Source organism: Rhodococcus sp. JG-3, from assembly GCF_000482405.1.
Lineage (GTDB): Bacteria > Actinomycetota > Actinomycetes > Mycobacteriales > Mycobacteriaceae > Rhodococcoides > Rhodococcoides fascians.
This window is the reverse complement of sequence record NZ_KI519398.1, coordinates 2,410,030-2,431,846: the sequence shown is the minus strand read 5'-3', so window position 1 is coordinate 2,431,846 and position 21,817 is coordinate 2,410,030. Positions and strand designations below refer to the sequence as shown.

Annotated in this window: 1 protein-coding gene; it reads right to left on the bottom strand. The window is 66.8% G+C overall.

Going from position 1 to position 21,817, the window contains the following annotated elements:
* Positions 1–52 precede the first annotated feature (52 nt).
* Positions 53–21,808, bottom strand: coding sequence for a non-ribosomal peptide synthetase (locus tag K414_RS0112860; protein ID WP_027496300.1), 21,756 nt, complete (start codon positions 21,806–21,808; stop codon positions 53–55).
* Positions 21,809–21,817 lie beyond the last annotated feature (9 nt).

Below are 21,817 nucleotides of genomic sequence, written 5' to 3'. Positions count from 1 at the left end.
GATCCGACCGTTCATCGTCCACGACGCGGCGAGCGTTGCAGTTCGCCTCACCTTATCGGGCGGCGGTTCCTATCGACCCGGGCAGACGATGCACCGGAATGTCGACACCGCTCATCTCGGCACCGTCACCGTCGACCGACACGATCGCAACGAGGTCCTCGATGTCCTCGGGGTGCAGTCGATCGACCGCGGCGATGTCTGCTGAGGCAAGGAACGCATGGGTTACCCATTCTGCGGACACGATGTCGGCGGCGTCCTCGGCGGACTCCGCCCGATCGGTCACCAGGGCTGCACCTGCGGTCACGGCGACCACACCGGCCAGAACTGCTGCACCGGAATCGAACCGGGTGGGGACGGCCAGCCGCGAATCGAAGGCCACTGCCCACTCCGCCACTGCGTTCGTCGCCAGTGCAGCGAGTGTTCCGTGGTCGATCACGGTGCCGTCGTCGACCACGACCAACGCTGGGCTGTCGGGTCCCAGAACCGCCGTTCGGTCCGAATACGTCACCGGCCGCCCAGAACTCGCGGCAATGGCGTCGACGACGTCCGGATGCCCGAGGTGGATGGTCGTGACGGACCCGGCCCAGCTCGGCGCGTCGTCACCGTCCAGGACGAGGACGGACGCGCCTGCCCGCTGCAGAACGTCGGAAGAGTTCGACGGGGCGATCGGAGCCACCGCTCCGCCTGCCTTGGCCACCGCCCACCGCGTCACGACTGCCGCAACAGCGTCGGTGACGAAGACGCCGACCACGACTCCGGTTCGGACGCCACGTTCGATCAGTACCCGAGCCATACGTGAGGACTGCTCGTCGAGCTGACGGTAGGTGGTCTCGACACCGTCCGACGACAACGCGGGCGCATCGGGATCTGCGTCCACCGTCGAGGTGAGTACCTGCGGCAAGGTCAGGTCCGACCGAACCGGTGCCGCAGTGGAGTCAGCGGTCTGCGGGGTCTCGGTCAGTGCCGCCCGCTCGGCGGCGTCGAGAACGTCGATGTCGCCGACGACGACCGCTGGTGTTGCCGCCACTGCACCGGCGATGCGTGCGAATCGTTCCGCCAGCGACGCGACCGTGGACTCGTCGAACAGATCGGCGGCATACACCCATTCGACGTTCAGGGTTCCGGTGCCGCTGTTCCCGTCGGCGTGCTGGGTCTCCACCGTGACCTGCAGGTCGAATTTCGCCGTCGGCTCGAAGCCGCTGACGGGTTCGACCACCAGGTTCGGCAGCTCGAAGCGCGCCTCGCCGTGGGGCTCCACCGACAGAACCGTCTGGAACAGCGGGGTGTACCCGGCGTTCCGGTCCGGTGCGATGGTGTCGACGACCCGCTCGAACGGGACGTCCGAATTCGCGAAGGCCCGCAGGTCGGTCTCGCGTAGAGCGGTCAGCAGCTCTGCGAACGTCGCATCCGGGTCCACGTCCGTGCGCAGCGCCAACGTGTTCACGAACATGCCCACCAGTCCGTCGAGCGCCTCGTGCCCGCGCCCGGCGATGGGCGTGCCGACGGCGAAGCTGCGGGAGCCGCTCATCCGCGACAACAGCACCCCGAGGACCGCGTGCAACACCATGAACAGAGTCGCGTTGTTCTCGCGGGCGATCGCGGCGAGCCCGGTGTGAACCGACTCGTCCAGCTCGACACTCACACTGGCTCCGCGCAGGTTGGCGGTAGCCGCTCGCGGCCGATCCCACGGCAACGACACGACCGGGGTGATCCCGCTGAGCTCGTCCGCCCAGAAGGCCAACTGCTGCGACAGAATCGACGTGGGCTCGCTGTCCGAGCCCAGCACCTGCCGCTGCCATACCGCAAAGTCCGCGTACTGCACCGTCAGCGGTTCGGGCGTGTAGTCGGTTCCCGACGCGGCAGCGAGGTACGCAGTCATGACGTCACGGGCCAGTGGTGCCATCGATGCGCCGTCTCCGCTGATGTGGTGCATCACGATGACGAAGACGTACTCGTCCGGGCCGAAGCGGAACAGTGCTCCCCGGACCGGGGGTGCGACGGTGACGTCGAAGCCCTCGTAGACGAGTGCGCGAATCCGTTCGGCGGTGTCGGAGTCGTCGGTCGCGTCGATCGGAGTCAGATCGGGTACGACCGATCCGGCATCGACGAACTCCTGGTACGGCGAACCGTTCGCATCTTCCGGGTAGCGCGTGCGCAGTGCCTCGTGGCGTTCCACGGTGCTGGACACGGCGCTCTGCAGTGCCGCGACATCCAGCTCGCCTCGCAGACGGAGCGCCAGCGGCATGTTGTAGGCCCCGGACTCGGGGTCGAGTCGGTTCAGTACCCACATGCGCTGTTGCGCGAGCGACAACGGAACGGTCTGGCCGGCCGGTCGGCGACGCAGCGGCATATCGTTCGCGTCGTCGATGCGTGATTCGGCGCGCGCGGCGAGTGCCGAGACCGTCGAGGCCTCGAACAGGTCTCGGACACCGACCTTCTTCCCGAGCGCAGCCGACACCCGTGCCGCCACTCTTGTGGCGATCAGCGAGTTACCACCGAGATCGAAGAAGTCGTCGTCCGATCCGACCCGCTGCACGCCGAGCAGCTCCGCGTAGATCTCCGCCACGATCTCCTCGACCGGCGTTGCGGGAGCACGGAACTCGCGAACCTCGAACACCGGCTCCGGCAGTGCTTTTCGATCCAGCTTGCCGCTGGTGTTCAGCGGGAATTCGGCGAGCACCATCACCGTCGCCGGCACCATGTACTTCGGCAGCGCGCCGCCGACGAAGGTGCGTACCTCGGCCGGGTCCAGCGTTCTACCCGGCGCGGGCACCACGTATCCGACGAGCTGGTCGCCGGCACCGGTGGTCGCCACCACGGCCGTGGCCTGGTTGACGTCGGGATGGGCCAACAGTGCGGTCTCGATCTCACCGAGCTCGATCCGCTGGCCACGGAACTTGACCTGGAAATCGGTGCGCCCGATGTACTCCAGGACTCCTGCAGCGCCCGGCCCCGATCGCCATCGGACGAGGTCTCCGGTGCGATACATGCGCTCGCCGGCAGCCGAGAACGGGTTCGCGACGAAGCGGTCCATCGTCAGGTCGACCCGCCCGAGGTATCCGTCGGCGAGCTGCGTTCCCGCCAGATACAGCTCACCCGCGGTCCCTGCGGCAACCGGATGCAGCCTGCCGTCGAGAACGTAGGCCTGGGTGTTCCATTCCGGCGCACCGATCGGGACGGTCGCGCCCTCGTCGGCAGACGTCTCCCAGTACGTCACACTCACTGCGGCTTCGGTGGGGCCGTACAGGTTGTGGATCCCGGCAGAGGTGATCGCGCGGAAGTCCGTCACCGTCTCCGGCGGCAGTGCCTCACCCACCACGTAGACGTGTCGCAACGACCGGCACTGCTCCTCGGTGGCGTACGCGGCGAACACCGTGAGCATCGACGGCACGAAGTCCGTGACGGTGACGCCGTGCCGGGCGATGCGCTCCGCGACGTACGCCGGGTCGCGGTGGCCGTCGGGGGTCGCGAGAACGACGCTCGCACCGACCTGGAGTGGGAGGAAGAAGCCCCACAGTGACACGTCGAACGTCGTCGCCGTCTTCTGCAGGTAGACGTCGTTCTCGTCGAGCGAGTACTGGTCGATCATCCACGCCATCTCGTTGACGATCGCGCGGTGCGGCACCGCGACGCCCTTGGGTCGCCCGGTCGACCCGGACGTGAAGATGACGTAGGCGGTGTTCTCCGGGCGTACCGGTGCCAGTCGGTCGGCGTCGGCCACGGCGTCTGCCGGGTAGGACGCGAGATCGAGTGTGTCGAGTTCGAGAATCGGGAACCGTTCCGGCAGTCCCGTCCGATCGTGGCTGGTCGAGAGAACGGCGACGGGCACCGCGGTGTCGAGGATGTACTCGATGCGCTCGGCCGGGTGGTCCGGATCGATGGGTACGTAGGCGCCGCCGGCTTCGAGGACGGCGTACATGCCGACCATCAGGTCGATGCCTCGCCTCATGCCGAGAGCGACGAGTGACTGCGGGCCGACGCCGAGCGAAATCAGGTGTCGGGCAAGACGATTGACCCGCTCCGAGAACTCGGCGTAGGTCACTGCGGTGCCCTCGTAGAGCACGGCCGTGGCGTCCGGGTTCGCCGCAACCCGAGCCCGGAACGGCGCGGTCAGCATGATGCCCGCGTCGACCTCGTGCGCGGTGTCGTTCCAGGTGTCGATCACGCGGGTTCGTTCTTCCGAGCCGAGCAGATCGATATCGCCGACCGCCGTCGTGGTGTCGGAGACGAAGGTTTCGAGAACACCGACGAGCCGGGACAGGATCGATTCCACGTACGCAGCGTCGAACAGATCACTGATGTACTTGAGCGTGAACGAGATTCGATCCTCGGCCACGACCAACAACGTCAGTGGGTAGTGAGTGTTGTCGTTCGAGCTCACCGACTCGACGGTCATTCCGTCGATCGCTGCCGCTTGCTGCGTCAGCTCGGCTTCGTCCACCGGGTAGGACTCGAAGATGGTGAGGGTGTCGAACAGATTCCCCATTCCGATCGCCCGTTGGATGTCGACGAGTCCCATGTGATGGTGGTCGAGCAGGTCTGCTTGTTCTCCCTGAATCCGGACCAGGTAGTTCTCGACAGTGTCGGCCGGATCGAATCGAACGCGCACCGGGATGGTGTTGATGAACAGGCCGATCATCGACTCGACGCCGGGAAGAGCAGCGGGACGGCCGGAGACCGTGGCACCGAATACGACATCGGTGCGGCCGGTGATGTGTGCGATCAGCAGGCCGTAGGCCGCTTGCACCAGCGTGTTGACGGTAACGCCGAGCCTGCCGCCGAGCGCCACGAGCGACGCGGTGGTCTCGGGATCGACGAATTGCTCCGTCTCTGCCGAGCGTGCGGAGATCTCTCGTCCGACACTCGGCGGCGCGACGAACGTCGGCTCCTCGACTCCGGCCAGCGCGGTGGTCCACGCACCGAGAGACACGGCCGGGTCCTGTCGGTTCAGCCAGGCCAGGTAGGAGCGATACGAGCGAACCCTCGGCATCGACGAGGTGGAACCCCGAGCGGCGTACAGGTACAACAGTTCCTTCATCACCAGCGGCAGAGACCACCCGTCGAGGAGCACGTGGTGGTTGGTCATCGCGAGCTTGTAGGTGGTCGGGGTGATTCGCACGAGGACGAAACGCAGCAGCGGTGCAGTGGAGACGTCGAAATGCCGTCGTTGCTCGGCCGCCAGGGCATCGGCGACTGCTGTGCCACGTTCCGGCTCGTCGAGGTGCGACAGGTCCATCGTGGTCCAGGGCAACACGACGTCCTGTTGGACGATCTGCACCGTCTCGCCGTCTGCGGTCGCGGTGAACGAGGTACGCAGATTGTCGTACCGGTCCAGCAGCGTCTGGGCAGCGTGATGCAACCGTTCGGCGTCCACCTCGCCGGCCAGGTCGAGTACGACCTGCATGGTGTAGACGTCGATCGACGCATCTGCGAACAACGCGTGGAACAGCAGTCCTTGCTGCAACGGTGACAGCGACCAGATGTCGGTCAGCTGTGGGTAACGCGCCTCGAACGCCGCGATGTCGGCCTGCGACAGCGCCACCAGAGGCACGTCCGACGGGGTCAGGCCGCCCGAGCCGGGTACCTCGGCGTACGAGGCCAGCGCCGACAACGCCTCGGACCACAGCCCGGCGAGACGCTCGACCGTGTCCGCGGACACGGCTCCGGTCGGGAACGCGAAGCCGGCGCTCAGGACCCCGCCCTCGTCGCTGTCGAGCACGATCGCGTTGATGTCGACGGTCTTGTTCGCGGCCATGTCGGCGTCACCGGGCGCGGAGAGCTCACCGTCGGCGGCCGGCAACCAGCCGAGCGACTTCATCTCATCCGGGACCTCGCCGGCGTCGACCCGGCCCAGGTAGTTGAAGCTGATCTGTCCGGTGCCGAGTTCGGCCAGTTCCGCAGCGGTCTCCGAGTTCAGGTAGCGGAGCAGTCCCCAGCCCATGCCTCGATCGGGCAGCGCCAGCATCTGCTCCTTGACTGCCTTCACTGCATCGCCGAGCTGCGCCCCTCCCGCGAACGCAGCATCGACGTCGATTCCGGTCAGGTCGAGGCGCACGGGGAACAGGCTGGTCAGCCAGCCGACGGTCCGTCCCAGATCAGCTCCGGGAACCACCGCTTCCTCGCGGCCGTGGCCTTCGAGCTGCACCAGTGTTGCCGGTGCAGTGATGCCGCGCTCGGACCGCAGTCTCGTGACGGCCAGAGCGAGCCCGGCCAGCAACCCGTCGCTCACTCCGCCGCGGAAGATCTCCGGAACGGTGGTCAGCAAGGTGCGCGTGACGTCGGGTGTCAATTCGATGTTCACCCGTTCGAGCGTCGCCACGACGTCGACCGCGGGATCGAAGGGGCGGTTGCCCAGCACGGGGTCCTCGGTGTCGGCGATCGAACGCCACAGCGGCAATTCGGCCAGCCGCGCCTCGCTCGCTGCCGCGTCGACCAGTGCATGGGTCCAACGCCGCATCGAGGTCCCGACCTCGGGGAGGGTCGGGGTCACTCCCCCGGACACCTGAGCCCAGGCGGAGACGAAGTCGGGGACCACTATTCGCCACGACACTCCGTCGATCACGAGGTGGTGCGCCGCTACGGTCAGCATGCCCGGCACCTCGGGTCCTCGATCGACCCAGACGAGGGCGAGCATGCGACCGGCGGTGGGGTCGAGCGTTCCCACCGCATCGTCGAATACTGTTGCAGCCGAATCGGTATCGGCGCGGGTGAGCAACGCATCCACATCGACGGCTCCGGTGCCCGCAACCTCGAGGCCCCAGCCGCGGTCGTCGTGTACCAGGGTCGACCGCAGCACGTCGTGTCGATCGACCACTGCAGTCACCGTGGCGAGAATTCCGGCTCGGTCGATACCGATCGGCAACTCCAAGGTGACGGCCTGATGGAAGCGTGACCACCCGCCGCCGCGCTCGATCATCGCCACACCGAACGGGGGTAGCGGCATCCAACCGACACCGCCGCCGTCGAGTTCCTCGAGCACGACCGCGTCATTGCCCTCACCGACGATCACGGCGACCTCGGCGAGACCGGCAACGGTCTTGCGCTCGAACACATCTCGCGGCCCGAACTGAATTCCCTTGGCCTTGGCGCGAGAGACGAGCTGAATCGAGACGATGCTGTCGCCGCCGAGCGCGAAGAACGAATCGTCGACCCCGACGGCGTCGAGGCCGAGGACGTCTGCAAAGACCTCGCCAATGATGCGTTCGGTATCGGTTGTTGCGGTACGGAATTCGGCATCGCTGCCGAATTCCGGTTCGGGTAGCGCTCTGCGGTCCAGCTTGCCGTTCGGCCCGAGTGGCAGGGCATCGAGCACGATGAGCCCGGCCGGAACCATGTATTCCGGAACCAGGGTCGCAACCGAGGCGGTGACCGCTGTGGTGTCGATCGTCTCCCCGGCGACAGGAACGACGTAGCCGACCAGTAGTTCACCTGCCGACGGCGTCCGGCGCACGAGAACGACGGCTTGGTCGACCGACGGATCTGCAGTCAACGCGGCTTCGATTTCGCCGAGCTCGATCCGCAGGCCTCGGAGTTTGACCTGGAAGTCGGTGCGGCCGAGGTACTCGAGTTCACCGTCGCGCCTCCAGCGCACCAGATCTCCGGTGCGATACATCCGCGAGCCGGCTGCGCCGTGCGGATCGGCGACGAACCGGTCGGCGGTCAGGTCCGGGCGGCCGAGGTATCCGCGGGCCAGTTGACGCCCCGCAAGATACAGCTCCCCGGGCACCCCGACGGGCACGGGGTGCAGTCGCGCATCGAGCACGGTCACCCTCGTGTTCCACACCGGTGCACCGATGGGAACCGACACGGTATCCGACGGCAGGACATGGTGATACGTGACGTCGACAGCGGCCTCGGTCGGGCCGTAGAGGTTGTGCAGCTCGGTGGCGGGCAGTGCAGTGCGCAGGGCCGAGGCAACCGATGCAGGCAGTGCCTCACCGGAGGCGAACACCGCACGCAGGCCGGTGCAGTTCGACACACCGTCCGCGGCGGCGAACACGGCCAGCAACGACGGCACGAAGTGCGCGACCGTGACGCCGCGTTCGGCGACGGTGCTCACCAGATATGCCGGATCTCGATGGCCGTCGGGCACCGCGATGACGAGTTCGGCACCGATCTGCAACGGCCAGAACAGCTCCCACACCGACACGTCGAACGTGACCGGCGTCTTCTGCAACACCTTGTCCTGCTCGGCGAGACGGTATTCGGCCTGCATCCACAGCAGACGGTTGACGATGGCCTCGTGGCTGACCGCAACGCCTTTGGGGCGACCGGTGGAGCCGGAGGTGAAGATGACGTACGCGGTGTCCGCCGGTCGCAGCGGTGCGGTTCGCTCGGCATCGGTCACCGGTGCCGTGGACAGACCTGTCGTGTCGACGGTGTCGACCAGGATTCTGGCGGCGTCGGTCACGAGATCTGTACCGTCGCGCTCGGTCGTGAGCAGCACCACCGGTGCCGCCGTGTCCAGGATGTAGCCGATTCGTTCGGCCGGTAGATCCGGGTCGACCGGAACGTAGGCACCACCGGCGGCGAGCACTGCGTAGATACCCGTCAGCATGTCGATGGAGCGGCGCATGGCCGTCGCCACCACGGTTTCCGGGCCGACTCCCTCGGCGATGAGCAGACGCGCGAGCGCGTTGACCCGTTCGGAGAATTCGCGGTACGTCACCCGATCGTCGAGGAAGCTCGTGGCGGTGTTGTCCGGGGACTCGACAACTCGGGTCTCGAACAGCGACACCAGAGTTGCGCCGGGATCCACCTCGTGCGCGGTGGCGTTCCAATCCTCGAGGACGCGGGTACGTTCGCCCTCCTCGAGGATGTCGATGTCGCCGACGACCCCGTCCGGTGTGTCGGTCAGCGCGTGCAGTACCCGGACGAGCCGTCGCCCGAGGGAGGCCATGCTGGATTCTTCGAATAGATCTGTGGCGTAGTCGAACTGCACGTCGATTCCGGCGGGAGCACCGCGGTCGTCCGTGTTCTCCCAGAGCGTCACCTGCAGGTCGAATTTCGCGAACGCGCTACCCAGATCGATGCCCTCGACACTCAACCCCGGCAGGGCCAACGTCTGGCGGTTCAGGTTCTGGAACGTCAGCATGACCTGGAAGATCGGGTGGCGAGCCTGTGAGCGGTCCGGGGCCAGCTCGTCGACGAGCCGCTCGAACGGCACGTCGGCGTGCCCGAAGGCTCCGAGGTCGGCCTCGCGAACTGCGGCGAGTTGCTCGCGCAACGTTGCCGCGGGGTGCACCGTGGTACGCAGGGCGAGCGTGTTGACGAACATGCCGACGAGCTCGTCCAGATCGGCGTCACCGCGGCCGGCGACCGGGGTCCCGATCGTCACGTCGTCGGTACCCGCCATCGCGCCGAGGAGCACCGCCAGCGCGGTGTGGACCACCATGAAGTTCGTGGCGTTGTTGGCGCGGGCAGCGCGAGCGATGTTCGACTGCAGAGCCTCGTCGATCGAGAAGTTGTATGCCGCACCGCGATACGACGCCACCGCCGGACGCGGCCGGTCGGTCGCGAGATCGAGCTGTGCCGGGGCACCGGCCAGAGCCGAAGTCCAGTAGGCGAGCTGCTTCGCCAACGGCGAATCGGGGTCGTCCTCGGAGCCGAGTACCTCGCGTTGCCACAACGCGTAGTCCGCGTACTGCACCGGAAGTGGTGCCCACTGCGGGTTCTCCCCCGCGGCACGGGCGGTGTAGGCCACCATGACGTCGCGCGTCAGGGGTCCCATCGAGAACCCGTCCGCGGCGATGTGGTGGGCGACGAAGGCCAGTACGTGCTCGGTCTCGCTGACCCGCAGGATCCGGATTCGGACCGGAACAGCTCGGGTCACGTCGAATCCCGCGGACACGAAGTCGCGCAGGGCCTGCTCGATCGAACTCTCGTCGACGTCGTCGACGACAACCGTCACGCCGGCCTCCGCGGTACCGAGTACCACCTGATGGCCTCGTCCGTCGACCTCCGGGTACACGGTGCGCAGAATTTCGTGCCTCGCCAGCACGTCGTGCACGGCGTTGGTGAGTGCATCGACATCGATGCTGCCGGACAACCGAATTGCGACCGGGATGTTGTTCACGGCGGAGGTCGGATCGAATTGGCTCAGGAACCACATGCGCTGCTGGGCCATCGACAGCGGCACCGAGTCCGGTCGCGTCCGAGCCGTCAGTGCCCGGCGCGCACCGGTACCCACCTCGGACTCGATCGCACGTGCGAGCGACTGCACCGTCGGAGACTCGAAGATCGAGCGGACCGGCACCTGAGTATCGAGCGCCGCCCCCAGCCGGGAGACCACCTGGGTGGCGATGAGCGAGTTACCGCCGAGCGCGAAGAAGTCGTCGTCCAGACCCACGCGCTCGACAGCGAGCACCTCGGCGAAGACCGCCGCGACGGCCTCTTCCACCGGATTGGTCGGCGCGCGGAATTCGGCTGTCTCGAACTGCGGTTCGGGGAGCGCCTGTCGATCCAGCTTTCCGTTGACGCCTCGAGGAAGAGCCTCGAGCACGACGAAGGCCGCCGGGATCATATACGACGGCAGACGTTCGGCGAGTGCACGACGGATGCCGTCCCGATCCAGCGTCACCCCATCGGCGGGCACGAGGTAGGCCACGAGCCGCGCGCCTGATCCCGTGTCCGCGAGAGCGATCACGGCGACGTCGCGAATCTCGTCGAGCGATCCGAGAGCGGCATCGATGTCGCCGAGCTCGATACGGAAACCGCGAATCTTCACCTGGAAGTCGGTGCGCCCGACGTACTCCAGTTCGCCGTCGGCGCGCCAGGATACGAGGTCACCGGTGCGGTACAGACGGCCGCCGGGGGTGAACGGGTCCGCGACGAATCGCTCGGCGCTCAGATCCGGCCGCGCGAAGTACCCGTCGGCCAGCTGCGCACCCGCGAGGTAGAGCTCACCTGCGACGCCGACCGGAACGGGAGCCAGACGCGAATCCAGCACGTAGACACGGGTGTTCCACTCCGGGCCACCGATCGGAACCGTGGTGCCGTCGACGGTCGTCACCCGATGCGAAGTCACCGAAACCGCGGCCTCGGTCGGTCCGTACAAGTTGTCCAGTCGCGCAGCCGAACTGCGCAGCGCGCGCTCGGCCGTGGCGACCGGCAGTGCTTCGCCGATCGCCAGGATCCGCGTCAGGGTTTCGGGCAGGGTGCCCGCCGACGCCGTGACCAGCGCGTCGAGCACGGACGGCACGGTGTGCAGTGTCGTCACCGATTCCCGGTTCATCAGATCGACGAGGTAGGCGGGATCGCGGTGGCCCTCGGCGTCGGCCACGACGATCGCACCACCGGAGACGGTGGCGACCCAGAACTCCCACACGGACAGATCGAAGGTGGCCGCGGTCTTGAGCAGTACTCGGTCGGTGCTGCCCAGTCCGTAATGGGCGCTCTGCCACCGCAGCTGATTGACGATGGCGGCATGACTCACCGCGACACCCTTGGGGCGGCCGGTGGATCCGGACGTGAAGATGACGTACGCGGTGTTCGCAGGCCGCAGCGGCGAGGTGCGCTCACTGTCGGTGACGGGCGCGTCCGAGACCTCTGCGTCGAGCACTCGCGGATCGGTGTCGACCAACAGCACCGGAACCGAGTCGACATCGACACCGTCCCGCGCAGTACTCAGGACCAGAGCGGGAGCAGCTACCTCCAGGATGTAGGCATTGCGGTCCGCCGGCTGATCCGGATCGATGGGCACGTACGCCCCACCCGCCTTGGCGACGGCATACATCGCGACGAGCAGATCCACCGAGCGCCTGATAGCCAGAGCAACCGTCACCTGCGGGCCGACACCGGCACCGATCAGGACGCGGGCCAACCGGTTGATTCGACGATCGAACTCGCCGTACGACAGTGACTGACCGGCATGGACCACCGCGACCGCGTCGGGCTGCGCCTGCACCTGTCGATCGAACAGCGATACCAGCGTCTGCGACGCATCGACATCGTGATCGGTGTCGTTCCACGTGCGGACGATCCGGGTGCGTTCCTCGGGCGAGAGCAGCTCGAGATCGCCGACGACGGCCGATGGGTCCTCGGCCACGGCGGCGAGGAGGCGAACGAACCGGTCGGCAAAACCTTCGATCGTGGCGCGATCGAAAAGATCGGTGGCGTAACTGAATTCGGCCGACAGTTCCGCAGGCGAGCCGTCCGGGGCGTAGCGGTCCGAGATCGACAGTTGCAGATCGGTTTTCGCGGTCACCGCGTCCGCCTCGACGGCACTCACCGTCAGGCCCGGCAGCTCGAACGTCGACTCGGCAAGGTTCTGGAAGGACAGGCCTACCTGGAACAACGGGTTGCGTGCCGTCGACCGCACCGGGTTCAGCACCTCCACGAGACGCTCGAACGGAACGTCGGAGTGCGCGAACGCGGCCAGGTCCCGCTCTCGGGCCTGAGCGAGTAACTGGCGGAAAGTCATCGACGATTCGACCGACGACCGGAAGACCAGGGTGTTGACGAACATACCGATCATCGAATCGAGAGCCCGCTCACCGCGGCCGGCGATGGGCGTTCCGACCGCGATGTCCTCGGAACCGGACAGGCGTGCGAGCAACACCGCGAATGCCGAGTGCACCACCATGAACAACGTTGCCTGCTCGGTACGTCCGAGTTCGGCGAGAGCAGCGTGCGTGCCGGCGTCGACGGTGAACCGTACGGCATCGCCGCGGAAACTCTGCGCAGGCGGGCGCGGGCGATCGGTGGGCAGCACCAGCTGATCCGGCAGCTCGGCGAGCGTGTCCTTCCAGAACGACACCTGCTGCGCTGCAACCGAATCGGGATCCGACTCGGTACCGAGCACGGTTCGCTGCCACAGCGCGAAATCGACGTACTGCACCTCGAGTGGCTCCCAGTCCGGAGCCGTCCCTGCAGATCTCGCGGTGTATGCGGTCATGACGTCGACGGCCAGCGGGCCCATCGACGCGCCGTCGGCCGACACGTGGTGGACGACGAAAGCCAGGACGTGCTCGTTCTCGTCGACGCGGAACACGCGCGCGTCGACCGGTACCTCGACGGTGACGTCGAAGCCACGCGTGAAGAATTCGGTCACGGCGGCAACGACGTTCGCACCGGCCACGTCTCGCACGGCGAGGTCCATCGGCACCTCGGACGCCGGCAACACCTGCTGGAACGGGCCCTGTGCCGAGTCCGGGTACCGGGTACGAAGAGACTCGTGGCGCTCGACGACATCGCGCACCGCCGACTGCAGCGCAACGACGTCGAGCTCACCCGACAACCGCACGGCGAACGGAATGTTGTCCACCGACGACGTCGTGTCGAACTGGTTGAGGAACCAGTACCGCTGCTGCGCAGGCGAGAGCGGCGGGTGTTCGGGACGCGGACCCGCCACGAGTGCAGCTCGCCCGCCCGAACCGACAGCGCTCTCCACGTGCGCCACCAGTGCGGCCACGGTCGAGCTCTCGAACAGCGCCCGCACCGGGACCACCGTGTCCAGGGCCGCGCCGAGCCGCGAGACCACCTGGGTGGCGATCAACGAGTTACCGCCCAGGGCGAAGAAGTCGTCGTCCAGTCCCACTCGCTCGAGGTGCAGGACGTCGGCGAACACTCCGGCGACGATCTCTTCGACCGCGGTGGTGGGTGCGCGGAATTCCCGGGCCTCGAACACGGGTGCGGGAAGCGCGGCGCGATCCAACTTGCCCACCGGGGTCAGTGGAACGGTGTCGAGAACGATGATCGACGACGGGATCATGTAGGCGGGCAATGTTTTTCCGACGAAGGCGGTCAGCTCGTCGACGTCGACGACCGAACCACGCGTCGGCAGCACGTAGGACACGAGGGTGGTGACACCCGAGGGCAGTTCGTGTCCGAGTGTGACGGCGAAGTCGACCTCGGGAACAGCGGTGAGCGCGGAGTCGATCTCGCCGAGCTCGATACGGAACCCGCGCACCTTGACCTGGAAGTCGGTGCGGCCGACGAACTGCAGCTGCAGGTCGTCCGTCCATCGCACGACGTCGCCGGTGTGGTACATCCGTGCGCCGTCGATGCCGTACGGGTTGGCCACGAAGCGCTCGGAGGACAGACTCGGCCTACCGAGATAGCCGCGAGCGAGCGCACCGCCCGACAGATACAGGTCACCCGCGACACCGGTCGGAACCGGTTCGAGCCTGGAATCGAGGATGAGCACGGACATGCCGTGAATCGGTCGACCGATGGTGATCGGCTCGCCGGGCGTCAACTCGGCGAAGCTGGAGATGATCGTGGTCTCGGTCGGTCCGTACCCGTTGAAGTACTTCCGGTCCCCTGCCCAGCGGGCGAGCAGTTCGGGAGTGGTCACGTCGCCGCCCACCGAGAGCACCTCGAGCGAATCGATCCCGTGGGGATCCATCGTGCCGAGCACCGCGGGCGTGATGATCGTGTGAGTGACCCTCTCCGCCTTCAACAATTCGGCCAGTTCGGTGCCGCCGAGAATCGATGCGGGTACCACTACCAACGTCGCGCCGACGGAGAACGCCGCCATCCACTCCAGAACCGACGGATCGAAGTTCGGCGAGCAGACGTGGAGGAACCGCGAGGCCGGTTTCAGGTGATAGAGATCGGTTGCTGCGTCGAGGACGCCGCCGAGTCCGGCGTGCGTGACGACGACGCCCTTCGGCTTGCCCGTCGAGCCCGAGGTGTAGATGACGTAGGCGGGGTTCTGGAACGTGACGGGTCGCAGGCGGTCGGCGTCGGTGACCGGCTCGGCAGAGCGGGTGCGGACCTCGGCCACGAACTCGTCGTCGTCGACGCTCAGCCAGGTCAGGTCCTGCTGTCCGCCGGCGAGCCGATCCGAGTGTGCCCGGGTGGTCAGGCCCAGTAGGGCCTCGGAGTCCGAGACCATGTGGGCGACGCGATCCTGCGGATACGTCGGGTCGACGGGTAGGTGCGCGGCCCCCGATTTTGCCACTGCCCAGACCGCGAGCACCATGAAGTAGGAGCGTTGGAATCCCAGAGCCACAACGGATTCGGGGCCGGCCCCGCGCTCGATGAGCACCCGGGCAAGCTGCGAGGACGTCGCTTCGAGTTCGGCGTACGAGATCGAGCGGCCCTCGTAGCGAATCGCGGTCGCCGACGGGTCGAGTGCGGCTCCGGCAGCGAAGATCTCGGCCAGAGTGCCGCCGGCCAACACGTCGTCACCGTGGACGTGGGTGAGCCGGTCGTATTCGTCGTCGTAGAGGATGGACAGATCGCCCACCGGGGTGTTCGGTGTCGCCACGATCGCTTCGAGCAGCCAGCGGAAACGACGCGAGAACACCTCGATCGTGTTCTCGTCGAACAGGTCTCGCGCGTAGAGGAAACCGGCGGACAGACCGGTGCCGTCGGACTTCTCGTGCAGCGTCAGCGACAGGTCGAACTTGGCGGTGTCGACCTCGACGTCGACCGCCGAGACCGTCAGATCGGGTAGGTGGAATTCGCTCGGCGGCAGGTTCTCGAACGCGATCGCGACCTGGAACAGCGGGTGCCTGGCCGTCGTGCGCTCGGGCTCGAGCAGATCGACGAGCCGCTCGAAGGGGATGTCCGCGTGTGCGAATGCATCGAGGTCGACGTCCCGGACGTGGCCGAGGAGGTCGGTGAATCCCTTGCTTCGATCGACCGAGGTGCGGAGCACCAGGGTGTTGACGAACATACCGATGACGTCGTCCAGGACGGCCTCGCCGCGGCCTGCGACGGCGGTACCCACCGCAACGTCGTCCGAGGTGGACATGCGAGCCAGGAACAGCGCGAGAGCACCGTGGAGCACCATGAACAGGGTGGTTCCGGTCGACCGGGCCAGATCGTCGAGCGAGGCACGCATATCCGCATCGATGTCGAACTGGAACCGCCCGCCCGAGTACGACTGCACCGCAGGACGCGGCCGGTCGTACGGCAGGGTCAGCTCACTGGGCAGGTCCGCCAGGGCCGAACGCCAGTAGTCCGCCTGTGCTGCCATCAGGCTGCTCGGATCCGCGTCGTCGCCGAGCACGGCGCGCTGCCACAGCGCGAAGTCGGCGTACTGCACCGCCAGCGGCGTCCACTGCGGAGCGTCGCCGGCCACACGAGCGAGGTAAGCCGTCATCACGTCGCGGGTCAGCGGTCCCATGGACCACCCGTCTGCGCTGATGTGATGAACCACGACGACCAGCACGTACTCGTCGTCGGTGACCTGGAACAGTTTCGCGCGCAGGGGAATCGACTGGGTGACGTCGAATCCTTCGGAGGCGAAAGCGATCAGGTCGGCCACCGCACCGTCGGCGGACGGTGTGGTGGGTGTCAGGTCCGGTGCCACCGATTCGGCAGGCAGGATCACCTGATGCCCCGCTCCGTCCACACTCGGGTAGACGGTGCGGAGTGCCTCGTGCCGGTCGAGAACGTCGACGACCGCTGCGTTCAGGGCCGCAGTGTCGAGTGCTCCGGTGAGCCGGATCGCCACCGGGATGTTGTTGACCGCCGATTCGGGCTCGAATCGGTTGAGGAACCACATCCGCTGCTGGGCGAGAGAGAGCGGAATTCGTTCGGGGCGTTCCTGCGGCACCAGAGGCGCGGAGACTCCGTGGCCGACGTGGCTTTCCAACGCAGCAGCCAAGGCTGCCACCGTGCCTGCCTCGAACATCGTTCGGACGGGCACCGTCGTGCCCAGCTCGGCACCGAGTCGTGCGGCGACCTGAGTGGCGACGAGCGAATTGCCGCCGAGCGCGAAGAAGTCGTCGTCCACACCGACTCGGTCGAGTCCGAGGACCGCGCCGAACACGTTCGCGACGACCTCTTCGACCGGATCGGACGGTGCCCGGTAGGGCGTTGCCTCGAATTCGGGATCGGGCAGCGCTTTTCGATCGAGCTTGCCACTTCCGCCGAGCGGGAATTCGGCCAATTCCACGACGGTGGTCGGCACCATGTACTCGGCCAGACGTCCACGTAGCGCGGTGCGTACCCGGTCCACATCGACCGGGCCTTCGGTGGGGACGACGTAGGCAACCAGTTGTTCTCGTCGCACGAGCACCACGGCCTGAGCGATCTCGGGAAGATCCAACAGAGCCGATTCGATTTCGCCGAGTTCGATACGAAGACCACGCAACTTCACCTGGAAGTCGGACCGGCCCACGTACTCCAACTCACCGGCGGGCAGCCACCGCACCACGTCGCCGGTTCGATACATCCGCGCACCGTCGACCGCGAACGGATCGGCAACGAAGCGATCCGCGGTCAGATCGGGTCGGCTCACGTATCCCCTGGCGAGCTGGACACCCGAGAGATAGAGCTCTCCCGACACCCCGACCGGAACCGGCCGCAACGACGAATCGAGAACGCGCACATCGGTGTTCCACACCGGTGAACCGATCGGCACCACGGCTGTGTCCGCGTCGGAGACCGCGTGATAGGTCACGTCGACAGCAGCTTCGGTCGGGCCGTACAGGTTGTGCACCGACACCTGTGGGAGTGCGCGGCGCAGCGAATGTGCAGTAGCAGGCGCAAGCGCCTCCCCCGAGGCGAACACCGTACGCAGCGACGCTCCCGCGTCGGGCCTACGCAGCGCCTCCGGTGTGAACACCGACATCATCGACGGCACGAAGTGCACTACCGAGACATGTTCGCGTTCAATGACATCGAGCAGGTACGACGGATCCCGATGACCCTCGGGAACCGCGACGACCACCGATGCGCCGACCTGGAAGGCCCAGAAGAACTCCCACACCGACACGTCGAACGTAGCCGGTGTCTTCTGCAACACCACGTCCTGCGGACCGAGGGGGTACTCGTGCTGCATCCACGACAACCGGTTGACGATCGCCGCGTGCGATACGCCGACGCCCTTCGGCCGACCCGTCGACCCCGAGGTGAAGATGACGTATGCGAGGTTCTCTGCCCGCAGCGGTGCCGTCCGCTCCGCATCGGTCACCGGCGCCGACGAGAATTCCGACACGTCCACGGTATCGATGTCCACCGTCTCCACGCCGGGGAACTCGACGTGATCTCGGGTGCTCGAGAGCACCCGTACCGGCGAGGCCGTGCTCACGATGTACTCGTTGCGCTCCGACGGCTGAGCCGGATCGATGGGTACGTACGCAGCACCGGCCTTGACGATCGCGTACATACCGACGAACAACTCGATACTGCGGCCGACTGCGAGGCCGACCGTCGAATCGGTCCCGACACCCACCGACAACAGGTACCGCGCCAGGCGGTTCGCGCGCGCATCGAGCTCGGCGTACGTCAGCCGAACGTCCTCGAACACCAGGGCCTGCGCGTCGGGGGTCTGCTCGACGCGACCATCGAACTGCCCCACCAACGTTGTTCCGCTGGTGATCTCGTGCGCCGGTCCCGAACCGAACGTCAGCACCGACTCCCGCTCGACCGAGTCGAGCAGGTCGATCTCTCCAACGGCTGCGGCGGGCGCTGCGGTGATCGCACGAAGAACCCGAACGAACCGCTCTCCGAATCGAGCCATCGTCGACTTGTCGAAGAGGTCCGCAGCATAGGTCAGGGCGACGGTCAGGCCCGCGGGCTCGGAGCCGGCCGGTGCCGAATCCCACAGCGTCACTTGCAGATCGAACTTCGCCAGGTCTGCCTCGTAGTCGACCGCTGCGATGGTCAGGCCGGGGAGCTCGACCGAGGTTCGATCCAGGTTCTGGAACGTCAACATGACCTGGAACAGCGGGTGGCGTGCCTGCGAGCGCGCCGGGGCCAACACGTCCACCAGACGCTCGAAGGGCACGTCGGCATGCGAGAACGCAGCGAGGTCCACCTCCCGGATCTCGCGCAGCAGATCGTCGAACGACGTCCGTGAATCGACTTCGGTGCGCAGCACCAGTGTGTTGACGAACATGCCGACCACGTCGTCGAGGGCCGCGTCTCCACGGCCGGCGACCGGCGTACCGATACTGATGTCGTCGGCGGCCGCGAGCTTGGCCAACAGCACGGCCAGCGCGGCGTGCACGACCATGAATGTCGTTGCGTTGTGGTCTCTTCCGAGCTTCTCCAGCGCGCGGGCCAGTTCGGCGTCGATCTCGAACGTGTGCGTGCCGCCGTTGGTCGTGGCGACCGCCGGGCGGGGACGGTCGGTGGGTAGCTCCAACTGGTCGGGTGCGCCGCCGAGTCGGTGCCGCCAGTAGTTCTCCTGCGCCGAGATCAGAGATTCGGGATCGTCCTCGCTGCCGAGGACGGCCCTCTGCCACAGCGTGAAGTCGGCGTACTGCACCTCGAGCGGAGTCCACTGTGGTTGCTGCCCGTTGGTGCGCGCTACGTATGCGGCCACCACGTCTCGGGTCAGCGGGCCCATCGAGAATCCGTCGGCCGCGATGTGGTGCACCACGAACGCGAGCACGTGCTCGGTCTCGGCCGTCTCGAGAAGCACCGCCCGGAAGGGCAGCTGTACCGCCAGATCGAAGGGCCTGAGCGCGAACTGGAGCAGCACGGCGGGAACGTCGGCATCGGTTGCCGTCGCGCGCTCCAATTCCACTGCCACCGCATCGGATTCGAGTACTTGTTGGAAGCCGATGCCGTCGTGATCGGGGTAGACCGTCCGCAGCGACTCGTGCCGGTCCAACACGTCGATCAAGGCCGCCTGCAGGGCGGTGAAATCGAGTTCACCGCTCAACGCGATGGCGACCGGGATGTTGTTGACTGCCGAGTCCGGCTCGAATCGGTTGAGGAACCACATCCGTTGCTGGGCCAGCGACAGCGGCACACGTTCGGGCCGCTGCTGTGCCACCAACGGAGGTCGCGCGTGCGTCGAGCCTGCGGCATCGACGGCCGCGGCGAGTTCGGCGACAGTCGGTGCGTCGAAGAACGACCGCACATCCACTGCTGTGCCCAGTTCCGCGTTGACTCGCGCGATCACGCGGGTGGCGTTGAGCGAGTTTCCGCCGAGAACGAAGAAGTCGTCGTCCACGCCGATACGGTCGATACCGAGAACCGTCTCGAAAATTGCCGCCAGAGCAGTTTCGGTGTCGGTGCCCGGGGCGCGATACTCGCGTACGAGCGAGGCGAAATCGGGCGCAGGCAAGGCTTTTCGGTCCAGCTTGCCGCTGGCGTTCAGGGGGAATTCGTCCAGCACGACGAACACCGACGGCACCATGTACTCGGGCATGCGCCGGCGCACCGCATCCGCCAGGCCGTCGTGATCGATATCGGGCTCGGTGCTCACGACATAGCCGACGAGCTGCTCACCCAACTGGGCCTGCGATCGGTCGGCGTGAACGAGTACCGCAGCCTGGGTCACCTGCGGCTCGGCGAGCAGCGCTTGCTCGATCTCGCCGAGTTCGATACGGAGGCCACGCAGTTTGACCTGGAAGTCGGTGCGGCCGATGTACTCGATCTGGCCGTCGGCGCGTCGGCGCACCAGGTCGCCGGTGCGGTACATCCGGTCCCCCGGCTCACCGAACGGGTCGGCGACGAATCGATCGGACGTCAGGTCCGTGCGTCCGAGGTATCCGCGAGCGAGCTGCACGCCCGCGAGATAGAGCTCTCCCTCGACTCCCCGGGGTGAGCGCCGCAGACCCTCGTCGAGCACGTAGAGGTCGGTGTCGTCGACGGCAGCACCGATCGGTACCGAGCCGTCCTCCACCTGCTGGGTTCGGTAGTACGTGACGTCGACGGCTGCTTCGGTGGGACCGTACAGGTTGTGCAACTCGGCACCGGAGATCGCGTGGAACGCGTTGACGGTTCGCGCCGGCAGCGCCTCACCGGAGGCGAACACCATGCGAAGCGAATCGGCCTGTGCGGCGGTGGGTTCGGCAACGTAGACCGACAGCATCGACGGTACGAAGTGGGTCACCGTCACGCCGTGTTCAGCGATGACGCGGGCGAGATAGGCGGGGTCGCGGTGCCCGTCGGGCTCGGCGATCACCAGTGTCGCGCCGATCTGCAACGGCCAGAAGAACTCCCAGACCGACACGTCGAACGTGAACGGCGTCTTCTGCAAGACGACGTCGGCCGGGGTCATCGTGTATTCCCGCTGCCGCCAGGAAATATTGGCGACGATCGCGCGGTGGCCCACCGCCACGCCCTTCGGCCGCCCGGTCGAACCGGACGTGAAGATGACGTACGCGAGGTCGTCTTCGCCGAGGGTGCCGAGCCGGTCCGCATCGGTGATGCGCCCTGCAGTCACGCCGGAGACGTCGACGGCATCGACGAGCAGAGTCTGCGTGCCGTCCGGCAACTGCGGCAGGTCCTCCGATGTCGTGAGCACCAGAACCGGTCGCGCGGTATCGAGGACGTAGGCGAGTCGATCCACCGGGTGCTCGGGGTCCAACGGAACGTAGGCACCACCGGCTGCCGAGATGGCGTACATACCCACCAGCAGATCGAACGAGCGGCGGATCGACAGCCCCACCGTCGAATCCGGGCCGACTCCCCGCTCGATCAGAACCCGGGCGAGGCGTTCGACCGACTCTGCGAACTCGGAATAGGACCGACGCTCACCGCCGAACACGAGCGCGGGCGCGTCCGGTGTGCGCTCGGCCTGATCGGCGAACAGGGTGTAGAGGGTGGTTGCCTCGGGTTCGGCCGGGCTCGACGCCGAGTCGTCGTCACCGAGAACCGTCGCGGCATCGGAGACCACCGACGAGACCACGGCGTCGAGACCACCGTCGGTGGCCTCGATGAGGCCGGGAACGGTGTTGGACAGCACGACCGGGACCAGCGCGTCCGGGCCGAGAACCCCACCCATGGCCGTGTCGAGGGTGGTGATCTCCTCGTCCAACCGGGCGTAGGTCAACTCCGTGCCGAGGTGCGCGAGCGCCACGCGGTCCGGTTCGACCGCAGCGACGCTCCGAACCAAGCGCGGAAGGTCCTCGACCGTCAATGCTGCCTCGCGTCGACGTCCAACCGCCATCTAACTTTT